Here is a 20,293-nt window from a genome sequence, read left to right on the forward strand (position 1 = left end):
GGTTCCTTTGCGAATGCGGTCAGTTGTTCACTTGTGGTTTCCGTGTGCGCTGCGGCGCACCAGTAGTCATGGCATCGCACACTGGCCGGATCCCGTCCCTGGAGGCGCATCCATGTCCCAACGTCCGTTCCCCGGCCGCCGCAGCGTGCTGCGCGGCTCCCTGGTCGCGTCGGCGGCCCTGACCCTGCCCGCCGCGGCCGGCGCGGCACCGGCGTTCGCCCTCTCGGGGCGTCCCGAGGCGGGGTGGGGTGTGCAGACCGGAGACGTGAGCGCGCACTCCGGGCTGGTGTGGGTGAGATCCGACCGTCCCGCGCGGATGATCGTCGAGACGTCCGCGACCGAGTCGTTCCGCAACGCGCACCACTGGCACGGCCCGCTGCTCGGCGCCGGCACGGACTTCACCGGCACCACCCGGCTGCACGGCCTCCCTGCGGGCGAGCAGATCCACTACCGGGTGCTGCTCGCCGACCCGGACGACCCGCGCCGTACCGGCGAGCCGGTCACCGGCACCTTCCGCACCGCGCCGGCCGGGCGCCGCGACGGTGTGCGCTTCCTGTGGTCCGGCGACCTCGCGGGCCAGGGCTGGGGCATCAACCCGGACTTCGGCGGCTACACGATCTACCGGGCGATGGCCGCGCTCGACCCGGACTTCTTCCTGTGCAGCGGCGACAACATCTACGCCGACGGCCCCATCTCGGCGACGGCCGCCCTGCCCGACGGGAGCGTCTGGCGGAACGTCACCACCGAGGAGAAGGCGAAGGTCGCCGAGACGCTGGCCGAGTTCCGCGGCAACTTCCGCTACAACCTGCTCGACGAGAACCTGCGGCGGTTCAACGCCCAGGTGCCGTCGATCATCCAGTGGGACGACCACGAGGTGCGCAACAACTGGTACCCGGGCGAGGTCATCGCGAACACCGACACCCGCTACACCGAGAAGAGCGTCGACGTGCTCGCGGCGCGGGCCCGGCGGGCGTTCGGCGAGTACTTCCCGATCTCCACCCTGCCGACGGGGAAGCGGGAGGGCCGGGTCTACCGGGTGCTGCGGCAGGGGCCGTTGCTGGACGTGTTCGTGCTGGACATGCGGACGTACCGCAACGCCAACTCGGCCGGCGACCAGACCGTGGACCCGCAGGGCATCCTCGGGCGCGAGCAGCTGGAGTGGCTCAAGCGGGAACTGTCGCGGTCGCGTGCGGTGTGGAAGGTGATCGCCGCCGACATGCCGCTCGGCCTGGTCGTGCCGGACACCACCGAGGGCAAGGCGAACATCGAGGCGGTGGCTCAGGGCGACCCCGGCGCGCCGCTCGGGCGTGAGCTGCAGATCGCCGAGCTGCTGCGGCACATCAAGCACCGGCGGATCACCGGCACGGTGTGGCTGACGGCCGACGTGCACCACACCTCAGCGCAGCACTACCAGCCGTCGCGGGCCGCGTTCACGGACTTCGAGCCGTTCTGGGAGTTCGTCTCGGGTCCGCTGAACGCCGGCGCCTTCCCGGCGAACGCCCTCGACAACACCTTCGGCCCGGAGCGGGTGTTCGTGAAGGCGCCGACCGCGTCGAACGTCTCCCCTGCCGGCGGCTACCAGTTCTTCGGCGAGGTCGACATCGACGGCGACAGCGGCGAACTGACGGTCCGACTCCGTGAGCAGGACGGCACCGTGCTGTTCACCCAGACGCTCCAGCCGGGCCGCGTGGGTCAGTAACCCCTCACCGGCTCCCGTACTCTCGACGGCGGGCCGCGTACCGGCGTCATCCCCCGGTACGCGGCCGTCGAACTCCCTCTCCCGCAGGGCGTTTTCGCAGGTCAGGGCCGATTGTCAGTGGTCGCCTCTACGGTTTTTCCATGACGCGATCTTTGCAGGCCGTGGCCTATCGCCGACCCTCCGCGCTGGAGTCCGCGGCGGGTGCACAGCGCCTGGGACTGGAGACCTCGCGGGGTGCGACCCCATCGGGCATGGCGGACCATCCGCGGTTCTTCACCGGCTTCCTGACGTCTCCTCAGGTGGCGTCCGCAGGTCTGCTCGCGGTCGCCGACGTGGCGGCGGCCCGCTACTACCAGCGGCAGCTGCGCGCCTCGCTCGACCCGGTGGTGACGGGCAACGGCGACCGGCTGCGCTTCGAGTCCTTCTCCGGCTGCGGCGGGGTGTACGCCCGCCTGGACGTCCTGGAGCCGGGCCTCGACGGCGGCGAGGTGGGGCACGGCACGACGAACGTCGACGTGAACAACCCCCTGCGTGAGGCGCTTTCACGGATCGGCGCGGACGATCCGCTCCATCTGCGGGTCGGGCCCGAGGAGTTGGCCGTGACCACGCTGGACGGTCCGGTCGTGGAGAAGAAGGTGCCGCTCCCCGACCGCTGGCTGCGGGGCTTCGCGGAGGCCCAGGTGATCGCGGCGGGCTTCGATCTGCGGGCCGAGCTGTCTGCGGCCGAGGCGGTGCGGTTCCTGCGCTCGCTGCCGCGCGGTGCGGCGCGGGGCGGCCCGCGCTGGGTGGTGCCGGCGGGCGGCGCGCTGCGTCCGACGACGCGTGCGGTGCCGGGTGCGGTCTGTCTGCCGGGCCCGGAGCGGCTGATCGCCCTGCAGCGGGTGCTCCGGCACGCGACCGCGCTGCGGGTGTACGGCCCCACGGTGGCGGCGGGAGCTGACGCGACGGCCAGTGCCTGGGAGGCCGTCCTGCCGGGCATGCGGCTCACCCTCACCCTGTCCCCCGACGCCTCGCGCGGTTTCTCCGGCGAGGGCGGCGTCCTGGACGCGCTCGCCACCGACGAGGCCGCCGAGGACGCGGAGCTGATCTCGGTACTGCTGGCCTGGGAGCCCCGCGTCGACGTGACCGACCTCGCCGCGGCGGCGGGCCTCACGGCCGAGCGGGTCCGGGCGGCCCTGATACGCCTCGGCACCTCGGGCCGCGTCGGGTACGACACGGCGGAGGCGGCCTACTTCCATCGCGAGCTGCCGTACGACGCCGAGCGCGTCGAGCGGCACAACCCCCGGCTGCGTTCGGCCCGGGCCCTGGTGGCGGCGGACGCGGTCGCGCTGGACGGCGCGGGGGGCACGGTGACGGCGGAGGACGGCCATGTGCACCGGGTGCGGGACACGGCCGGGGTGCTCACGTGCAGTTGTGTGTGGTGGGCGAAGTACCGGGGCGGGCGCGGCCCGTGCAAGCACGCGCTGGCGGTGCGGATGGTGCGGCGAGGTGCCGCGGTGGGGCGGGAGACGGTGCGGATCGACGGGGGTGTGCGATGAGCGCGTTGATGGAGGCGGTGCGGGCGGGGCGGACGGGTGAGCTGCCGGGCCTGCTGGACGGGATGACGGACGCCGAACGGCGGGCGTTCCTACCGGAGTTGAAGGAGCTGCGCAAGGAGCTGCGGGCGGACCGGTGGGGGGCGCAGGCCCGGCGTGCCTCCCCGGCGCTCCAGGTGGCCGGGGCGGCCTGCCAGACCGGTGCGGCCGCCGTGGCGAACTGGCTGGCGTCCGCCGACATGCGCTGGTGGCAGGCGCCCCCGGCGGTGCTGATCGACGTCCTGGCCGACCGCGAGTCCGACTGGCTCGCCGATGTGGTGCACCGGCTCGCCCAGCGCCCGCCGAGCGCGGAGGTGCCGTACGAGCTGCTGGCGGGCCTGGTCCGGCTCTCGGCCTGCCGGGTCCCGACGACACAGGCCTACGTCGAGGGCTGGGTGCGGCACATCGGCAGCGTCTGGCAGCGCGGGGACACCGTGCTCGCCCGGCTCCGCAAGGACCCGCACCTCCCGCAGCTCGTGGCCGCGCTGTTCGAGACGGACGACATCGGCGGCACCCTGCAGTGGCCGGCCGAGGAGGGCCCGAACAGCTGGACCGGCGCGCTGGCCCAGCTCACCGCCGAGGGCGCGCTGGAGCGCGGGGCGATGGTCCACGCGTGTGTGTCCCGGCTGCTGCGGGGCGGATCCGCCGCCGATCACCGGGGGTTCCTGCGACTCCTCAAGACCCTCGCCCTCACCCGCGACGAGGAGCGGGAGCGCACGCCGGAGTGGCTGGCCCTGGCCGCGGACGCCCCCTCGGTGGTGGCCGGGTACGCGCAGTCGGTGCTGGGCGGCCTCGCTCTGGAGGGCCGGTTGTCGGGGCGCCAGCTGGCCGAGATGTCGGGCGGGGTGCTGTTCCGCACCGAGAAGAAACTCGTCCGCGCCCAACTGGTCCTGCTGGGCAAGGTCATGGCACGCGACGCCGCCACGGCCGACGAGTTGCTGCCCGCCGCCGCGCAGGCCTTCGGGCACGAGGACTCGGACGTCCAGGAGCGGGCGCTGAAGCTGGTGGAGCGGCACCTCAAGAAGGCCGGCCCCGAGACGCGGGACGAACTCGCGGTGTCGGCCGAGCAGTTGATCCCGACGCTGCGCGCCCGGGCGGTCGCCTCGCTCGGCGCGGCCCCGGCGGCCATGGGGCCGGTGGTGTACGAGGAGGTGCTGCCGCCGGTACCGGAGCCCGTGCGGCTGGCGCCCGCCCCGGAGTCGGTGGCCGAACTCGCCGAGGAGGTCGGCGCGTTGTTGGTGACCGGCGATGACGTGGCGGCGTTCGAGCGCACCCTGGACGGGCTGGTGCGTCACGCCCACGACGACCGGGACGCCCTGGTCGAGGCGCTCGGCCCGGTCGTGGCGCGGCTGTGGTGGGTCACCACCGATGACGAACGCGTCCGGGAGAGTGCGTACTTCGCCAACTTCACCCACCTCCATCTCGTGCTCGCCTCGCTGTTGGGCAAGGTGCGGACGGCGGCGCTCCACGCGGCCGTCACCCAGGGGACGACGGGGCAGACCTGTGTGCACAGCGCCCTGGACCGCGCCTTCCAGGCACGGATCGCCGAGGTGGCGTTCCGGATGCGGACCGACCCGCTGCCGTTCCTGCTGTCCACGCCGACCTGGAGCACGGGCCTCCTGGAACCCGAGGACCTGGTGGAGCGCCTGATCGAGTACCGGCGGCTGGGCGCCCGGCCCTCGGACGCCGACTTCGCGCAGGCGCTGCTGCGAGTGCGGCGCGGGGACCGGGCGACGGCAGCATCGGCGGCGGAGCGCGCGGCGGCCCTCGGCACCGCGGAAGGCACCCGGCTGGCCCAGTGGCTCACCTCCGGCGGACCGCAGCTCCCGGTCGGATGGCGTCGCACGACCCACGCCCGCGTTCTGGTCGAGTTCGATCAACTCGAGGAACTGCAGGACGACTTCCCGCGCGAGTTCCGGCCTCTGGGGCAGCCGGTGAGTGTCTACCGGGAGCGCTGGTACTGCCACCACTGGGACGACTCGATACGTCCGCACTGGCTCGCCCTGCTCCCCGAGCGCCGCGAGCTCGTCGCCGCCCGGATGCTCCGCGACCTCTCCACGGTCGCCGTCGAGGACACTCGTGGTGCCGCGGCCGTGCTCCCCCTGCTCGCCGAGTCCGGCGGCGAGGCGGGCGACGCCGTCCACCTGTGCGTGGCCTACGGGCTCGGTGCCCGCCACGAGGAGGACCGGCTCGCCGCGGTGGACGCACTGCTGGTGCTCGCGGCGCGGGGGCAGCTCGACGCGACGCTGCTGGGCACGGATCTCGGGCAGTTGGTGCGGGACGGGGTGGTGAAGCCGCTGCGCCTGGCCGACTCTCTGCGCACGGCGGCCTCGACGGGGGCGAACGCCACGATCTGGGGGGTGCTGCGCCACACCCTGCCGCTGCTGCTCGGCGACCTCGCCGTCGGCGGTCCGGAGGGACAGGCCGCGAGGAGCCGGGGGCTCGGGGAGCTGCTGGCGGTGGCCGCGGAGTGCGCCGAGCGGTCCGGAGCGCGGGGTGAGCTGCCGCATCTCGCCGGGGCGGCGGCCCGGCGCGGGTCGTCGCGGCTGGCGACGCAGGCCCGGCGGTTGCAGGGGGCGTTGGTCGAGGAGGTCGCGGCGTGACGGGAGGGGCGTGACAGGACCGCAAAGAAACAGACAAAAACCCCAGATCCAGTCTTTACCGCCCGGTCACAAACCGTTCGTGATCACGCAACACCGTTCCTTCACAGTGGCTGCATGAGTCGAGAAATGTCTGATGTGACGCGTGCGAAGCACGGACGTCCGGTGCACCACTGGCGCCGGGACGTCATCGAACTGGCCGCGCTGTTCACGGCGGTCGCGGTGGCGGACGCCGTCGCCAATGTGATCGGGCACGGGCCCGACGGGCCCGAGCTGCTGCTGGTCTCGGCGGTCGTGCTGGTCGCCACGGCGGCGTTCCACACATGGTGGGCACGCCGCCACGGTCACGCGCCGCCGGTGAGCGATACCGGTGCCCGGCCGCCCTCCGCGGAGGCGCAGGCCGGGCCGTCCGCCGACACCGGGGAGAGCGTGCTGTGGCGGATGCGGACGACCGTGAAGGACGAACCGGGGTCGCTGGCCGCGCTGTGCACGGCCCTCGCCGACCACCGGGTCGACATCCTCAGCCTCCAGACGCACCCGCTGGCCGAGGGCACGGTGGACGAGTTCCTGCTGCGGGCGCCCGGTGAGCTGTCGGCGGCAGAGATCACGCGTGCCGTCGCGCTGGCCGGCGGTGCCGGTACCTGGATCGAGCGGGCCGACGCCCACGACCTGGTCGACGCGCCGACGCGGGTGCTCGGGCTGGCGACCCGTACCGCGCTGGACGCGGCGGAACTCCCCCTGGCGCTGCGGCAGTTGCTGGGCCGGTGCACCATCAGGTCGCTGCCCGGCACACCGGCCGGAGGGGGCCGTGGTCCGGAGGGCGTGCCCGTGGAAGGGGTGCTCGAGGACACCGCGATGAGGCTGCGGGCACCGGAAGGCGGAGTGATCACCGTGGAGCGGCCGTATCTGCCGTTCACCCCGACCGAGTTCGCCCGGGCGCGGGCGCTGGTGGAGCTGGACACGGTCCTCGGACCGCGCGTGCCGCACAGCCAGGACGTGCTGACGCTGCCCGAGGGCAACGACATCACGGTGCGGCGGGCGGACATCGGAGACCTGGAAGCGGCGAAGGCGATGCACGAGCGGTGCAGCCCTCGGACGCTGTCGTTGCGCTATCACGGGCCGGTGGGTGACGCGGACCGGTACTTGAACCATCTGCTCAGTCCGCGGTTCGGGCGGACGCTGGCCGTTCAGACCGCGTCGGGGCGGCTGGTCGGGCTCGGGCATCTGCTGTGGGACGGGGACGAGACCGAGGTGGCGCTGCTCGTCGAGGACGAGTGGCAGCGGCGTGGGATCGGGGGCGAGTTGCTGCGCCGACTGGTGGGGATGGCTGGTGAGGCCGGGTGCGAGAGTGTGTACGCGGTGACTCAGTCGTCCAACACCGGGATGGTTGCGGCGATGCGGGATCTGGGGCTCCCCCTCGACTATCAGATCGAGGAGGGGACCCTGGTGATCACTGCGCGGTTGGATGCGCAGGGAGTTGCTGAGCAAGTGGGTTCAGGGACGCCTGAGCGCCGTAGGGGCTAGTGATGGCCGGCGGGTGCGGGTTCGTTGTGGCTGGTCGCGCAGTTCCCCGCGCCCCTGAGGGACGTCGCCCCCAGGGCGTTGTTCAGATCCGTCCAGAGATCTTCCACGTCCTCCAGGCCTACCGACATCCTTAGCAAGCCCTCGCTCACCCCGGCGTTCCGTCGGTCGCCCTCGTCGACTATGCGGTGGCTGATGGACGCCGGGTGCTGGATCAGGGTGTCCACGCTGCCCAGGCTCACCGCGGGGGTGATCAGGCGGACGTTCGCTATCACCTCGTGCGGGTCGCCGTGGACCTCGAAGGCGATCATCGCGCCGCCGATGCGTGGGTAGTGGACGCGGGCGACGCGCGGGTCGGCGGTGAGGCGGCGGGCCAGTTCCGCGGCGGTCGCGGAGGCGGCGTGGACGCGGACCGGGAGCGTCGACAGGCCGCGCAGGAGGAGATAGCCGGCCAGCGGGTGCAGGACGCCGCCGGTGGCGAAGCGGACCTGGCGGAGGCGGCCGGCGAACTCCTCGTCGCAGGCCACCACGCCGGCCATCACGTCACCGTGACCGCCGAGGTACTTGGTGGCGCTGTGCAGCACCAGGCGGGCGCCCTGTTCCGCCGGGCGCTGGAGCACGGGCGTGGCGAAGGTGTTGTCGGCGAGGAGCGGGATCGTGCCACAGGCGTGGGCGACCGCGCGCAGGTCCACCTCGGCGAGCGTCGGGTTGGCCGGGGACTCCACCATGACCAGGCCGGTGTCGGGGCGCAGGGCATCGGCGATGCCGGCCGGGTCCGTCCAGGTCACCTCGGAGCCGAGCAGGCCGGCGGTGAGGAGGTGGTCGCTACAGCCGTACAGGGGGCGGACGGCGACCACATGGCGCAGGCCCATCGAGCCCCGTACCAGAAGGACCGCACTCAGCGCGGCCATGCCGCTGGCGAAGGCGACCGCGGACTCGGTGCCCTCCAGGCGGGCCAGAGCGGTCTCGAAGCGGGCGACGGTCGGGTTGCCGAGGCGGCCGTAGACGGGCGGGCCGTCCGGGTCGGCGCCGGTGGCGGCGAAGGCGTCGATGCGGGCGGCCTCGGCGCGGCTGTCGTACGAGGGGTAGGTGGTCGACAGGTCGATGGGCGGGGCGTGCAGTCCCTGCCGGGCGAGGTCGTCGCGGCCGGCATGGACGGCCTCGGTGGCCAGGGCTCTGGTGGGCACAGGCGTCGTCTCCATGCGGGACAGGGTGAACATCGGCCGGGGTGGTGGCGGCGAAGACCGTGCTACGTTCGGCGCATGGCCGAATCTGTCGCACTGGATCCGGTGGACCTTCATCTTCTGCGGCTGTTGCAGAACGACGCCCGGACCACCTACCGCGACCTCGCCGCCCAGGTGGGGGTGGCGGCGTCGACCTGTCTGGACCGGGTGACCCGGCTGCGCCGGGCCGGGGTGATCCTCGGCCATCAGCTGCGGCTGGACCCGGCGAAGCTGGGGCGGGGGCTGGAAGCGCTGCTGTCCGTACAGGTGCGGCCGCATCGGCGGGAGTTGGTGGGGCCGTTCGTGGAGCGGATCAGGGCGCTGCCCGAGTCGCGGACCGTCTTCCATCTGACCGGGCCCGACGACTACCTCGTCCATGTCGCCGTCGCGGACATGACGGATCTGCAGCGGCTCGTCCTAGACGAGTTCACGGCCCATCGCGAAGTGGCCCGGGTGGAGACCCGGTTGATCTTCCAGCAGTGGGACTGCGGGCCGCTGCTCCCGCCTACGCCCTCGGCTCAATCCGGGTGACGTGCGGCGTCCCCTCGTACGAGGATGGACCGCATGTCACAGACCAACAGCCTGCCCCGTGAGGTGGCCGACGCCTACGTCGACGCCCTCATCGCCCTCGACCCGGTCACCGGCACCTACCTCGGCGTGAAGGAGAGTTCGAACCGCCTTCCCGACACCTCGCCCGCGGGCCAGGAGAAGCTCGCCGAGCTCCAACGGGCCACGCTCGCCCGCCTCGACGAGGCCGAGCGGCAGCCCGGCGCGGACAGTGACATCGAGCGGCGCTGCGCCCGGCTGCTGCGCGAGCGGCTCACCGCGGAACTCGCCGTGCACGAGGCGGACGAAGGGCTGCGCTCGGTCGGCAACATGGCGACGGCCGCGCACTCGGTGCGCGAGGTGTTCACGGTGACGCCGAGCCAGACCGACGAGGACTGGGCGGCGATCGCCGAGCGGCTGCGGGCCGTACCGGCCGCGTTCGCCGGGTACCGCGAGTCCCTCGCGCTCGGTCTGGAGCGGAAGCTGTACGCGGCGCCGCGGCCGACGGCCACGTTCGTGGAGCAGTTGACGGAGTGGGCGGACACCGGGGAGGGGCGCGGCTGGTTCGAGGACTTCGCGGCGGACGGCCCCGAGGCGCTGCGTGCCGAGCTGGACGAGGCCGCGCGCGCCGCGACCGCCTCGGTCGTGGAGCTGCGGGACTGGATGCGGGACGTGTACGCGCCGACGATCGAGGGCGCGTCGAACACCGTCGGCCGGGACCGGTACGCCCGTTGGGCGCGCTACTTCAACGGCACGGACCTGGATCTGGACGAGGCGTACGCGTACGGCTGGTCGGAGTTCCACCGGCTGCTCGGCGAGATGAAGCGGGAGGCGGAGAAGATCCTGCCGGGTGCCGAGACGCCGTGGGTGGCGCTCAAGCACCTCGACGAGCACGGCACCCGCATCGAGGGCGTCGACGAGGTCCGTGAATGGCTGCAGGGTCTGATGGACCAGGCGATCGAGTCGCTGGACGGCACGCACTTCGAACTGGCCGAGCGGGTACGGCGGGTGGAGGCGCGGATCGCCCCGCCCGGCGGTGCGGCGGCGCCGTACTACACGGCCCCCTCGGAGGACTTCTCCCGGCCGGGCCGCACCTGGCTGCCGACGATGGGCCAGACCAGCTTCCCCGCCTACGACCTGGTCTCCACCTGGTACCACGAGGGTGTGCCGGGCCATCACCTCCAGCTGGCGCAGTGGGTGCACATCGCCGACAGCCTCTCCCGCTACCAGGCCACGGTCGGCATCGTCAGCGCCAACGCCGAGGGCTGGGCGCTGTACGCGGAGCGGCTCATGGACGAGCTCGGGTTCCTCACGGACGCGGAGCAGCGGCTCGGTTACCTCGACGCGCAGATGATGCGGGCGGCGCGGGTGATCGTGGACATCGGCATGCACCTGGAGCTGGAGATCCCGGCCGACTCGCCGTTCCACCCGGGCGAGCGCTGGACGCCGGAGCTGGCCCAGGAGTTCTTCGGCGCGCACAGCAGCCGGCCGGCGGACTTCGTGGAGAGCGAGCTGACCCGCTATCTGACGATCCCGGGCCAGGCCATCGGCTACAAGCTGGGCGAGCGTGCCTGGCTGCTGGGCCGCGAGAAGGCCCGGCAGCGGCACGGCGAGGCGTTCGACCTCAAGGCCTGGCACATGGCGGCGCTGTCGCAGGGTTCGCTGGGGCTCGACGACCTGGTCGACGAGCTGGCGCAGCTGTAAGGGCTGAGCCGGCGGAGCTGTAAGGGCTGCGCCGGCGGAGCTGTAAGGGCTGGGCTCAGCGCCGGAACCCGCCCTCCGAGTCGATCACCTGCCCCGTGATCCAGCCCGCCTCGTCCGTCGCGAGCCATGCGAGGAGGCGGGCCGGGTCGTCGGGCATCCCCCAGCGTCCGGCGGGGAAGCGGGCGGCGACGGCCTCGTAGACCTCGCCGGTCAGGTAATCGGTGTCCACCGGGCCAGGGTTGACGGTGTTCACGGTGATGCCCTGCTCGGCGAGCGTCGTCGACAGCGAGCGGGTGATGGAGGCGAGGGCGCCCTTCTGGAGCGCGTAGGCGATCTCGCCCGGCATGCCTCCGGCGATGTCCTGGCCGGAGGTCATCATCATGATCCGGCCTCCCGAGAGGCCCGCCCGGTGCCGCGCAAACGCCTGCACCAGCAGCAGCACCGAGCGGGTGTCGACCGCCCAGTGCGCGTCCAGCATGGCCGCGTCGATCTGGTCGAGGGTGCCGTCGCTGCCGCTCAGGGCGTGGTTGGCGACCAGGATGTCGAGCCGGCCGCCGAGTGCGCCGACGGCGGTGGCGATCAGTTCGGCCGGGGCGGCGGGGTCCGTGAGGTCACCGGGTCCGGCCACGACCCGCGCCTCGGGGTCGCCGAGCGCGCCGCGCACGGAGGCGAGCACGTCCTCGGGGCGGTCCGCTCCCCAGGGCTGGGCGGCGTCGTGCGGCACATGGTGGTGCAGATAGACGCTCGCCCCGTAGGCGGCCAGCCGCCGGGCCACGGCGTGCCCGATGCCGCCGCGTCTGCTGGCTCCGGTGACGAGGGCGATGCGGCCCCGCAGCGGCAGGGGGTCGCGGCGGAGTTCCTCGGGGGTGGGGTGGGGAAGTCGGGGCATGGACGACCATGATGGGGAAGCGATGCGTGCGGCGCACGGGAATTTCCCGGCCGTCCATGCACCGGGCGCCCAACTCGCCGGCCGCGCGCCACGGCCGCTATCCGTGCGCCAGCGGCCTCAGTTGGACGAGTCCCAGCCACGTCTCCGGCCCGGGCCGCACGTGCGCCGCGCGCACCGCGTAGCGGCCGGGGTCGAGGGCGATCCAGACGTGGTCGGTGCGCAGGGAGTCGGTCCCCGGCCAGGCGGCGTCGAACAGCAGCACCGGGCCGGGTACGTTCCAGGCGACCTCCGGCCCCCACACCGCCGCGTCGAGTGCGGCCGGCACCTCGGCGAGCAGCTGTTCCTCGGACTCCGCCGCCGACCACCGTACGAAGACGCCGCGGTCCGGCAGATACGTGGTGGAGGCGGGCTCGTCGCCGAACACCAGCGCCGCGCTGTCGCCGACGGGCAGCAGGCCGACGTAGCCGTCGACCTCGCAGGCCCGGTCGTAGTCCGAGGCCGTCTCGTCCCCGTCGGCGCCCGCCCAGAACGGCAGCACGGTCTCCGGGACCGCTATGAGCGGCCCACCGCCCGACTCCACCCACTCCGCCGCGCCCGGCTCCGCGTATCGCACCATGGCGCGGAATCTACCTGGTACATGACAGTGCGCGTCGCCGTTCACAGGAAGATCCGGAATCCATCATTCAGCAGCGGCCACGGCCCGGCTCAGCAGCCGCAGTTCTCCGCGTCCACCGGCGCCGTCAGCGGGTCGGCGTCGCGGCGCTGCCTGCCCTCCCAGGTCTCGTACTCGAAGCCCTCGCGCGCCCAGTACTCGAAGCCGCCGAGCATCTCCTTGACCTGGTAGCCGAGTTCGGCGAGGGCGAGCGCGGAGCGGGTGGCGCCGTTGCAGCCCGGTCCCCAGCAGTACGTCACGACCGGCACGGACTTGTCGAGGAGCTGCTCGGCCTGCTCGGGGACGAGGGCGGTCGGCAGGTGGACGGCGCCGGGGATGTGGCCCTGGTCCCAGGCCTCGGTGGAGCGGGAGTCCAGGACGACGAAACCGGGGTCGCCCTCGGCCGAGAGCGCGGCGGCGACGTCGGAGACGTCGGCGTGGAAGACGAGGCTCGCACGGAAGTAGGCGGCAGCCTCGGCCGGGGCCGCGGGGGCGACCCGCAGGACCGGGTTGACGGTGTTCGTGCTGACGCTGCTCATGCTCTGGCCTTTCCCTGACATGCCTCGCGGGGTTTCTCGTCGGGCCTCGTCGCCCTCCCCGCACCCAGAAATCTACGTCGGACGATCACTTCCCTGAAGTGGCGATCCCCGGCGTTCCGCTTGATCCGCCGGTGATTCCCCTGGTATCTCTCCGGCATGACCGAGTTTTCCCCGGACGCCACCGACTGGCGCATCCTCGACGTCCTCCAGCGGGAGGGCCGCGCCAGCTTCGCCGAGCTCGCGCGTGCCGTCTCCATGTCCCCGAGCGCGGTCACGGAACGGGTGCGCCGGCTGGAGGAGGCGGGCGTGATCCAGGGGTACGCGGCGGTCGTCGACCCGGACCGGCTGGGGCTGCCGATCCTGGCGTTCGTGCGGCTGCGTTATCCGAACGGCAACTACAAGCCGTTCCACGACCTGGTCGAGGCGACGCCGGAGATCCTGGAGGCGCACCACGTCACGGGCGACGACTGCTTCGTCATCAAGGTCGCCGCGCGGTCGATGCGGCACCTGGAGGAGGTGTCCGGCAAGATCGGCTCGCTCGGCGCGGTGACGACGAGCGTCGTCTACTCCTCACCCCTGCCGCGCCGCCCGCTGGGCCGCTGAGCGCACCTTCAGGGCCGATCCGGCTCTGCCCTTCACGACCTCCAACTGGGCGTGGATGCGCCGCCGCAGATCGGCGACATGGCTCACGATGCCGACGCTGCGGTCCCGTTCGCGCAGCGAGTCGAGCACGTCGAGGACCTCGTCGAGGGTCTGGTCGTCGAGGCTGCCGAACCCTTCGTCGATGAAGAGCGTGTCGAGCCGGACCCCGCCCGCCTCGTCGGTGACGACGTCCGCGAGGCCGAGGGCGAGGGCGAGCGAGGCGAAGAACGTCTCGCCGCCGGACAGTGTGGCCGTGTCCCGTTCCCGTCCGGTCCAGGCGTCGACGACATGCAGCCCGAGCCCGCTGCGGCCGCGTCCGGCCCGGTCGTCGGAGTGGACGAGGGTGTAGCGGCCTGAGGACATCCGCAGCAGCCGTACGGTCGCTGCGGCGGCCACCTGTTCCAGGCGCGCGGCCAGCACGTAGGACTCCAGGCGCATCTTGCGTTCGTTGTCCGCCGAGGTGCCCGCGGTGAGGGAGGCGAGGCGGGCGACCCGGTCGTACTCCTCGCGCAGCGGGGCGAGGCGGCGTACGGAGACGGCCGCGCGCGCGGAGAGCCGGTCGAGGTCGGCGCAGCGCCGGGCGGCGGCGTCGCGCGCGGAGGCGGCGTCGCGGACCCGCTGGGCGGCGAGGGCGGCGGCCTGCTCGGCCGAGGCGAGGTCGGCGGGCGGCTGCTGGGCGGCGGCCGCGGTGTCGGGCTCGGCGAGGACGGCCCGTACGGCGGCCTCCTGCGACTGCCAGTCGTCGAGCCGCCGTTGGAGGTCGCGGTGGGCCGCGTCGTCGAGGAGGGCCTCCGCCGCGGCCTGCGGGGTGTCGAAGCCGGCCCGGAACGCGGCGTCGGCCAGCCGGGCGTCGGCGTCCTTGAGCCGTTGCGCGGTGTCCTCGGCGACGCGGGCCGCGTCGGCGGCGTCGGTGAGCAGTCTGACCTGCCGCTCCAGTTGGTCGGCGCGCGCGGCGACGCTGTCGAGGGCGCCGCGCGCCTGCGCCAACTCCTCCTCCAGCACGGCCCGTTCACGGTCGAGGCGGTCCCGGTGCCCGACGCGGGAGGCGGCCCGTACGGCGGCCTGCTGGCGTACGGCAGTGCGTCGCTCGTGCTCCTGCTCGGCCCGGCGCAGCTCCTCGTGCGCGGGGTGCAGCACCGAGGCGGCGTGCCGGGCCTGCGCGTAGAGCCGCTCCAACTCATCGGCAGCTGCCGCGAGTTGCTCGGTGGACGCGTCACCGGCCTCCGCCGTGGCGGCGGCAAGTGCCTCGCGTACGACGCCCAGTCGCTGTTCCTGCTCGCTGTGCCGTTCCTCCGCCTGCTGGTAGGCGGCCAGGGCCCGCTCCTCCGCTTCCCGGCCGACGTGCCCGGCGTCCTTGCGGGCCGGGGCCGGGTGTTCGGTCGCCCCGCAGACCGCGCAGGGCTCCCCGTCGGTCAGTTGCGCGGCAAGCTCGGCGGCGATGCCGTTCAGCCGCTGCTCCTTGACGTCCAGCCAACGCGCCTTGAGCGCCAGCGCGTCCGCCTGGGCGAGACGGACCTGTTCGGCGGCCGTGTCGGTGTCGCCGGCCAACTGGTCCCGCATCCGCGCGGCGCCCAGCCGCTTCTGCGCCGGCTCACGCTGTACGCCGAGCTGCTCGGCCCGGGTCGCCGCCTCCTGGGCGGAGTCGATCCGGGCCTGGAGCCCGGCGCGGGTCGCCTCCCACCCGGCGAGCCAGTCGTCCGCCTCGCGCAGTACGTCGTCGTCGGCACGCTCCTGCCGGTCCAGTCCTGCCCGCTCGGCGACCAGGTCGGCCAGCCGCTGCTCGGCACGGCGCGCCGACTCCAGCCCGCCCAGCTCCTCGGCGGCCCGGCGGGCTGCGGACGCGAGCCCGGCCGCCCCGGCGTCGGCGTAGGTGTCCGGCAGCAGGGCACGCGTGCGTGCCCGGGCCGCGTCCGCCCGGCGGTGCTCGGCGTCGGCGGCCTCTCTGAGCTCCAGCGCCGGTGCCACGGCCTCGGCCTTGCGGGCGCGTTCCATGCGGGCCAGCGCCTGCCGGTAGCCCTCGGACCGCTCCTCCATCAGTGCGGCCCGCTGCTGTGCTTCCCCGAACCGCTGCTGGAGCCGCGCCACTTCGCGTACGTCGGCCAGGGCGCGCTCGGCGGCGGCCTGGGCGGACTCAGCGGCCGTGAGCCGGCTGTGGGCGATGGTGAGCTGTTCGCGGGCGGTGCTGCGGGCGACGGCGGCGGCGCTCATGACGGCGTCGGCGAGACCGGGCTCCCCGGGGGCGGCGTCCGGCAGGGCCATCGCGTCGCCCGCCGCCTGCTGCATGCGGTGGGCGTCGGCGAGCAGCTCGGTGTCCCCGTCGCGGACCTGTGCCTCGGTGGCGCGGCGGCGCTCGGCGAGGCGTTTCTCGACCTCGGCGAAGCGGTGGGTGTCGAAGAGGCGGCCCAGCAGCCGGCCGCGCGCCTCGGCGTCCGCGCGCAGGAAGCGGGCGAAGTCGCCCTGGGGCAACAGCACGACCTGACAGAACTGCTCGCGGCTCATGCCGAGCAGCTGGGTGATCTCCTCGCCGATCTCCTGGTGGGAGCGGCTGAGGTCCTTCCAGGCGCCGGTCTGGGCGTCGTACTCGCGCAGCCAGCTCTGGGCCTTGTCGAGGGTGCTGCCCGAACCGCGCTTCTTGGGGCGCTCCCAGGGCGGCTGGCGGGTGACCTCCAACCGGCGTCCGGCGACGGTCAGTTCGAGACGGACCTCCGTGCGCGTGCCGGGCGCGGCGTGGTCGCTGCGCAGGGTGAGGCCCTGGCCGGACTGGCGGGCGCCGGGGACGGAGCCGTACAGCGCGTAGCAGACGGCGTCGAGGACGGAGGTCTTGCCCGCGCCGGTCGGTCCGTGGAGCAGGAAGAGCCCGGCGACGGAGAGCTCGTCGAAGTCGACGGACTGGGCCCCTCCGAAGGGACCGAACGCGGTGATGTCCAGTCGGTGCAGCCTCATCGGACGCCCGCCCCGTTGTTGAGCCGATGCGGCCTCATCGGACGCCCTCCCCCCATGTTCAGCCGGTGCAGCCTCATCGGACGCCCTCGCCCCATGTTCAGCCGGTGCAGCCGCCTCACCGCGCGACCTCCTTGACCGTCTCGTCCGCCCGCACCGCGTCGAACGCGTCCCGCAGCACGCCCTGTTCGTCCGTGTCGGGGCCCGCGCCCCGCACATGGGCCACGAAGTCCTCCGCGATCTCCTGGTCGCTGCGCCCCGCGAGCCGCTTGGCGTAGGACACCTCGGGGTCGTCCGGGGCGCGCTCGGGGTCGAAGACGAGGCTGAGGGTGTGCGGGAAGCGCTCGGTGAGGCGGGCCATGGGGTCGGCGGGGCGGACGGTGTCGGTGAGGGTCGCCTCGACCCACGCCTCCTCGTGCCGGACGAGGCCGGGGTCGGCGAGCAGCTCCTCCAGCGTCCCGCGCACCCGGGCCAGCGCGCGCGGCACCGGGCAGTCGACGCGCTCTGCGGTAACCGTGCCCTCGGCGTCGAGGTCGACGAGCCACATGGTCTTGCGGTGGTCGGCCTCGGAGAAGGAGTACGGCAGCGGGGAGCCGGAGTAGCGGACGCGGTCGGTGATGGTCTGGCAGCCGTGCAGATGCCCGAGCGCCGCGTAGTCGACGCCGTCGAAGACGCCGGACGGTACGGCGGCCACCCCGCCGACCGTGATGTCCCGTTCGCTGTCGCTGGCCTCGCCGCCCGTCACGAAGGCGTGCGCGAGGACGACGGAGCGGGTGCCCCGCGCGCGCGTGGCGAGATCGGCGCGGACGCGGTCCATGGCGGCGGCGAGCACGGCCTCGTGCCCGGGCTTCTCCACCCCGAACTCGTCCTTGACCAGGGCGGGTTCGAGGTACGGCAGACCATAGAAGGCCACGTCACCGAAGGCGTCCTGAAGGACCACCGGTGTCCCGCAGGCCGCCGGCTCGGTCCGCAGATGGATGCCCGCGCGGTCGATGAGGCCCGCGCCGACGCCCAGCCGGCGCGCGGAGTCGTGGTTGCCGGAGATCATCACCGTCGGCACCCCGAGGTCGGCGAGCCGGTGCAGGGCGTCGTCGAAAAGCTCGACCGCGGCCAGCGGCGGCACCGCGCGGTCGTACACGTCTCCCGACACGACCACGGCGTCCACGCCGCGCTCACGCACGGTCGCGACCAGGTGGCCGATGAACTCGGCCTGCGCGCCGAGCATGTTGACCCGGTGGAACGCCCGGCCGAGATGCCAGTCGGAAGTGTGCAGCAGTCTCATGATCCCCGAGACTAACGGCCGGGTCTGACAACACGGGTGGTTACCTGCATTTCAGGCATCTCCGTAGGCCTCTCCACCCAGTTCGAACCCGGCCGTCCCGGCGGTCGCGTCCGCGAGCCACGCCTCGAAGGCCGGTACGTCCGCGTCCGGGAGGCCGATCTCGATGGTGACGGCCTCGCCGTAGTGCACGTCGCGGACCTCGCGGCCGGTGGAGCGCAGGTCGTTCTGGAGCTTGCCCGCGCGGTGGTGGTCCACGGTCACCGTGGCGAGGCGGAAGCGGCGGCGGGTGATGCTGCCGAGGGTGTCCAGGGCCTCGCCGACCGCGCCTCCGTACGCGCGGATGAGGCCGCCGGCGCCGAGCTTGACGCCGCCGTAGTAGCGGGTGACGACGGCGACGACGTACCGCATGTCACGGCGCAGCAGCATCTGGAGCATGGGGACGCCGGCGGTGCCGCCCGGTTCGCCATCGTCGCTCGCCTTCTGGATCGCGCCGTCGGCGCCGATGACGTAGGCGAAGCAGTTGTGGGTGGCGTCGGCGTGCTCCTTGCGGACGGCCGCGACGAAGTCCTGGGCCTCCTGCTCGGTGGCCGCCGGGGCGAGGGCGCACAGGAAGCGGGAGCGGTTGACCTCGGTCTCGTGCACGCCCGCGTGGGCGACTGTGCGGTACTCGTCCTGCATCGGGCCAGCCTAGTCCGTGGCCGGGGCAGCCCTGCGCCTACCTCAGTCGGAGTTCTCCCAGGCCAGGAAGCCCGGCCCGTCCGGGGTCAGCACCGGCACCCATGCCTCGTCGGCCTCGGACAGCCTGGACTCGTCCAGGGCGAGGGCGGCGGGCCAGGTGTCGTCGCGGTTCGCGGAGCCGTAGACGCGGAACTCCGCGACCGCGTCCCGGAGCCGGTCGAGGAGCTCCGGCGGCCAGTCCAGGCCGCGTGCGCCCTGCCCCTTCAGCTCGCCCACGAAGATCGCCTTCAGGTCGTCGTCGAGATCCCGTCCGAACAGGGGGATGAGATAGCCCTCCTGCTCGTACGGGACGCAGCCGAAGCCGCCGCCCTGGGTCTGGTAGACCACGCCGGTCGGCGCCGCCACGACCACGAAGGCCCAGCCCCGTTCGGTTCCGCTGCCGTCCGGGTCCAGGAACACGTACCGCTTGCTCACTTCGCCTTCTTCCCCCGCGGCACCGTCACCGCCGTCAGCAGCGCCGTGCCCGGGGTGAGGGCCTCCCAGGCCGTGCCGCGCCAGCTCAGGACGGCGATGGCCGACGTGGGGAACTTCACCCGGACCGTGTCCAGGGTGTCGTCGAGGCCGTCGCCGGCGAGGTCGAGGACGAGGTCCTCCAGGCCGGGGTTGTGGCCGACCAGCAGCAGCGTCTCGACCTCGGCGGACACCTCGTGCACGACCTCCAGGAGTTCGGGCACGTCGGCGCCGTAGAGCCGGGCGTCGTGGCGGACCGGGGGCGGGGTGCCCCACTGGGCGGAGGCCAGGTCCCAGGTCTGCCGGGCGCGTACGGCGGTGGAGCACAGCGCGAGGTCGGGCAGGCAGTCGGCCTCGGCGAGCGCGCGGCCCGCCGCGGGAGCGTCGCGCAGACCACGCGGGGCGAGCGGGCGCTGGTGGTCGCGGACGCCTTCCGGCCAGGCGGATTTCGCGTGCCGCAGCACGACGAGGCGGCGCAGCGGTCCGGCTCCGGCGCGCGCGATCATGCGAGCGAGCCGATGTCGCGGGTGAGTTCGAGGCCGAGGAGCCGATCCGCGTAGGCGTACGTCTCGAAGCGGGCGCCGGCCGGCAGGTCGGAGGTCTCGACCCACCTCAGGACGCGCAGGACGCCGGGTACGTCGAGATCGTCCTCCCACGCCGCGCGCAGCTCTCCGCGCACCTCGTCGGGGACCGGCCGGGACGGCTCCCGCGCCCAGGTGGCGACGGCACGACGCCACCGTACGAGGGTGTCGTGGGCGTCCTGGAGGGCGGCCGCGTCGAGCCGCGCCGCCTGACCTCGACGCCGGGACAGCAGGGCGAGCCGCAGTACGTCGGGGTCGGCGCCCTCCGCCGGGTGCTCGACGGGGGCGACGGCGACCTGGACGCCGTCCGGCGTCGGGCTCCCCTCGGCCGCCACATGAATGACCTGCGTCCCCCCGAGGCCTGTGTCGTGGCTGTCCTCGAAGGGGCGGATGCCGAGCGCCGCGGCGCCCGCCCGTACCTCGGGCCGCTGCCGGGCGGCGTCGAGCCGGGCCCAGACCGGTGTGCCGGTGAGTTCGAGGGCGCGGACGAGGGTGTCGGCGACGAGCAGGACCCGCAGGGCGGTGCCGTCGAGGCCGGGCACATGGGCCTCGACGCGGGTCAGGCCACGGCGGGTGGGGGCGGCCTCGACGGGGTCGCCGGTTCGGGCGTCGATGATGCGGAGCACGGGGTGAGCGTAGGCGGGGCGGGGGCCGTCCGCAGGCAGGTGGCGCGGATTCCGGACAGGGTGGCGGGGTTCTGCGGGGCTCGCGGG

General features: G+C 73.6%; 17 protein-coding genes. 7 read left to right on the forward strand and 10 right to left on the reverse strand.

Translation table 11 applies throughout. From position 1 onward, the window contains the following. The first annotated feature begins 112 nt into the window (after positions 1-112). The 4 genes from IQ210_RS07525 to IQ210_RS07540 all read left to right on the forward strand — a co-directional run bounded on the left by IQ210_RS07525 (position 113) and on the right by IQ210_RS07540 (position 7,397). Entirely contained in the window at positions 113-1,699 is a 1,587-nt protein-coding gene (locus IQ210_RS07525) for an alkaline phosphatase D family protein (RefSeq protein ID WP_194078044.1), read from the forward strand. A gap of 140 nt (positions 1,700-1,839) precedes the next feature. After that, positions 1,840-3,237, forward strand: a complete 1,398-nt coding sequence (locus tag IQ210_RS07530; RefSeq protein ID WP_194078045.1) for an SWIM zinc finger family protein — start codon at positions 1,840-1,842, stop codon at positions 3,235-3,237. Beyond that, entirely contained in the window at positions 3,234-5,876 is a 2,643-nt protein-coding gene (locus tag IQ210_RS07535; RefSeq protein WP_194078046.1) for a DUF7824 domain-containing protein, read from the forward strand. The genes IQ210_RS07530 and IQ210_RS07535 overlap by 4 nt, the downstream gene beginning before the upstream one ends. A 162-nt stretch (positions 5,877-6,038) precedes the next feature. Next, positions 6,039-7,397 carry a GNAT family N-acetyltransferase gene (locus IQ210_RS07540; protein ID WP_194078223.1) on the forward strand — a complete coding sequence of 453 codons (1,359 nt, stop codon included), beginning with the start codon at positions 6,039-6,041 and terminating at the stop codon, positions 7,395-7,397. Here IQ210_RS07540 and IQ210_RS07545 read toward each other — a convergent pair. Continuing rightward, the gene (locus tag IQ210_RS07545) at positions 7,394-8,614 is read right to left on the reverse strand and encodes a trans-sulfuration enzyme family protein (protein ID WP_194078047.1); all 1,221 of its coding nucleotides are present in this window, start codon (positions 8,612-8,614) and stop codon (positions 7,394-7,396) included. The two genes, IQ210_RS07540 and IQ210_RS07545, sit on opposite strands and share 4 nt — an antisense overlap. A 42-nt stretch (positions 8,615-8,656) precedes the next feature. Between IQ210_RS07545 and IQ210_RS07550 the strand changes: the two genes are divergently transcribed. Beyond that, positions 8,657-9,148: an Lrp/AsnC family transcriptional regulator gene (locus tag IQ210_RS07550; RefSeq protein WP_194078048.1), complete on the forward strand. Its 492-nt coding sequence runs from the start codon at positions 8,657-8,659 to the stop codon at positions 9,146-9,148. Between the two features lie 33 nt (positions 9,149-9,181). Further along, a complete protein-coding gene (locus tag IQ210_RS07555; RefSeq protein WP_194078049.1) occupies positions 9,182-10,867 on the forward strand; it encodes a DUF885 domain-containing protein in 1,686 nt (561 codons plus the stop codon). A 55-nt stretch (positions 10,868-10,922) separates the two neighbouring features. On the opposite strand, the gene IQ210_RS07560 is transcribed toward IQ210_RS07555, so the two are convergent. From IQ210_RS07560 to IQ210_RS07570, 3 genes are all read right to left on the reverse strand, one after another. Continuing rightward, complete coding sequence (locus IQ210_RS07560; protein ID WP_194078050.1) at positions 10,923-11,756, reverse strand: SDR family oxidoreductase; 834 nt, start codon at positions 11,754-11,756, stop codon at positions 10,923-10,925. A 97-nt stretch (positions 11,757-11,853) separates the two neighbouring features. Further along, on the reverse strand, positions 11,854-12,372 hold the full coding sequence (locus IQ210_RS07565) for an immunity 21 family protein (protein WP_194078051.1): 519 nt from the start codon (positions 12,370-12,372) through the stop codon (positions 11,854-11,856). A gap of 89 nt (positions 12,373-12,461) precedes the next feature. After that, entirely contained in the window at positions 12,462-12,947 is a 486-nt protein-coding gene (locus tag IQ210_RS07570; protein ID WP_194078052.1) for a rhodanese-like domain-containing protein, read from the reverse strand. 156 nt (positions 12,948-13,103) lie between these two features. Between IQ210_RS07570 and IQ210_RS07575 the strand changes: the two genes are divergently transcribed. Further along, positions 13,104-13,550 (forward strand): Lrp/AsnC family transcriptional regulator, encoded by a 447-nt coding sequence (locus IQ210_RS07575; protein ID WP_194078053.1) that lies wholly within the window; start codon positions 13,104-13,106, stop codon positions 13,548-13,550. Here the strand turns inward: IQ210_RS07575 and IQ210_RS07580 are convergent. The 6 genes from IQ210_RS07580 to IQ210_RS07605 form a co-directional block, all read right to left on the reverse strand. Further along, positions 13,518-16,532 (reverse strand): AAA family ATPase, encoded by a 3,015-nt coding sequence (locus IQ210_RS07580; protein WP_194078054.1) that lies wholly within the window; start codon positions 16,530-16,532, stop codon positions 13,518-13,520. The genes IQ210_RS07575 and IQ210_RS07580 overlap by 33 nt on opposite strands. A 115-nt stretch (positions 16,533-16,647) precedes the next feature. Next, the gene (locus IQ210_RS07585; RefSeq protein WP_194078055.1) at positions 16,648-17,811 is read right to left on the reverse strand and encodes an exonuclease SbcCD subunit D; all 1,164 of its coding nucleotides are present in this window, start codon (positions 17,809-17,811) and stop codon (positions 16,648-16,650) included. A 51-nt stretch (positions 17,812-17,862) separates the two neighbouring features. Continuing rightward, positions 17,863-18,489 (reverse strand): YigZ family protein, encoded by a 627-nt coding sequence (locus IQ210_RS07590; protein WP_194078056.1) that lies wholly within the window; start codon positions 18,487-18,489, stop codon positions 17,863-17,865. A 42-nt stretch (positions 18,490-18,531) separates the two neighbouring features. Further along, positions 18,532-18,963 (reverse strand): DUF6210 family protein, encoded by a 432-nt coding sequence (locus IQ210_RS07595; protein ID WP_194078057.1) that lies wholly within the window; start codon positions 18,961-18,963, stop codon positions 18,532-18,534. Beyond that, positions 18,960-19,505 carry a SixA phosphatase family protein gene (locus tag IQ210_RS07600; RefSeq protein ID WP_194078058.1) on the reverse strand — a complete coding sequence of 182 codons (546 nt, stop codon included), beginning with the start codon at positions 19,503-19,505 and terminating at the stop codon, positions 18,960-18,962. The genes IQ210_RS07595 and IQ210_RS07600 overlap by 4 nt, the downstream gene beginning before the upstream one ends. Next, complete coding sequence (locus IQ210_RS07605) at positions 19,502-20,206, reverse strand: hypothetical protein (RefSeq protein ID WP_194078059.1); 705 nt, start codon at positions 20,204-20,206, stop codon at positions 19,502-19,504. Before IQ210_RS07605 ends, IQ210_RS07600 begins: the two co-directional genes overlap by 4 nt. Positions 20,207-20,293 lie beyond the last annotated feature (87 nt).

This window comes from Streptomyces justiciae, from assembly GCF_015163075.1.
GTDB classification, from domain to species: domain Bacteria; phylum Actinomycetota; class Actinomycetes; order Streptomycetales; family Streptomycetaceae; genus Streptomyces; species Streptomyces justiciae.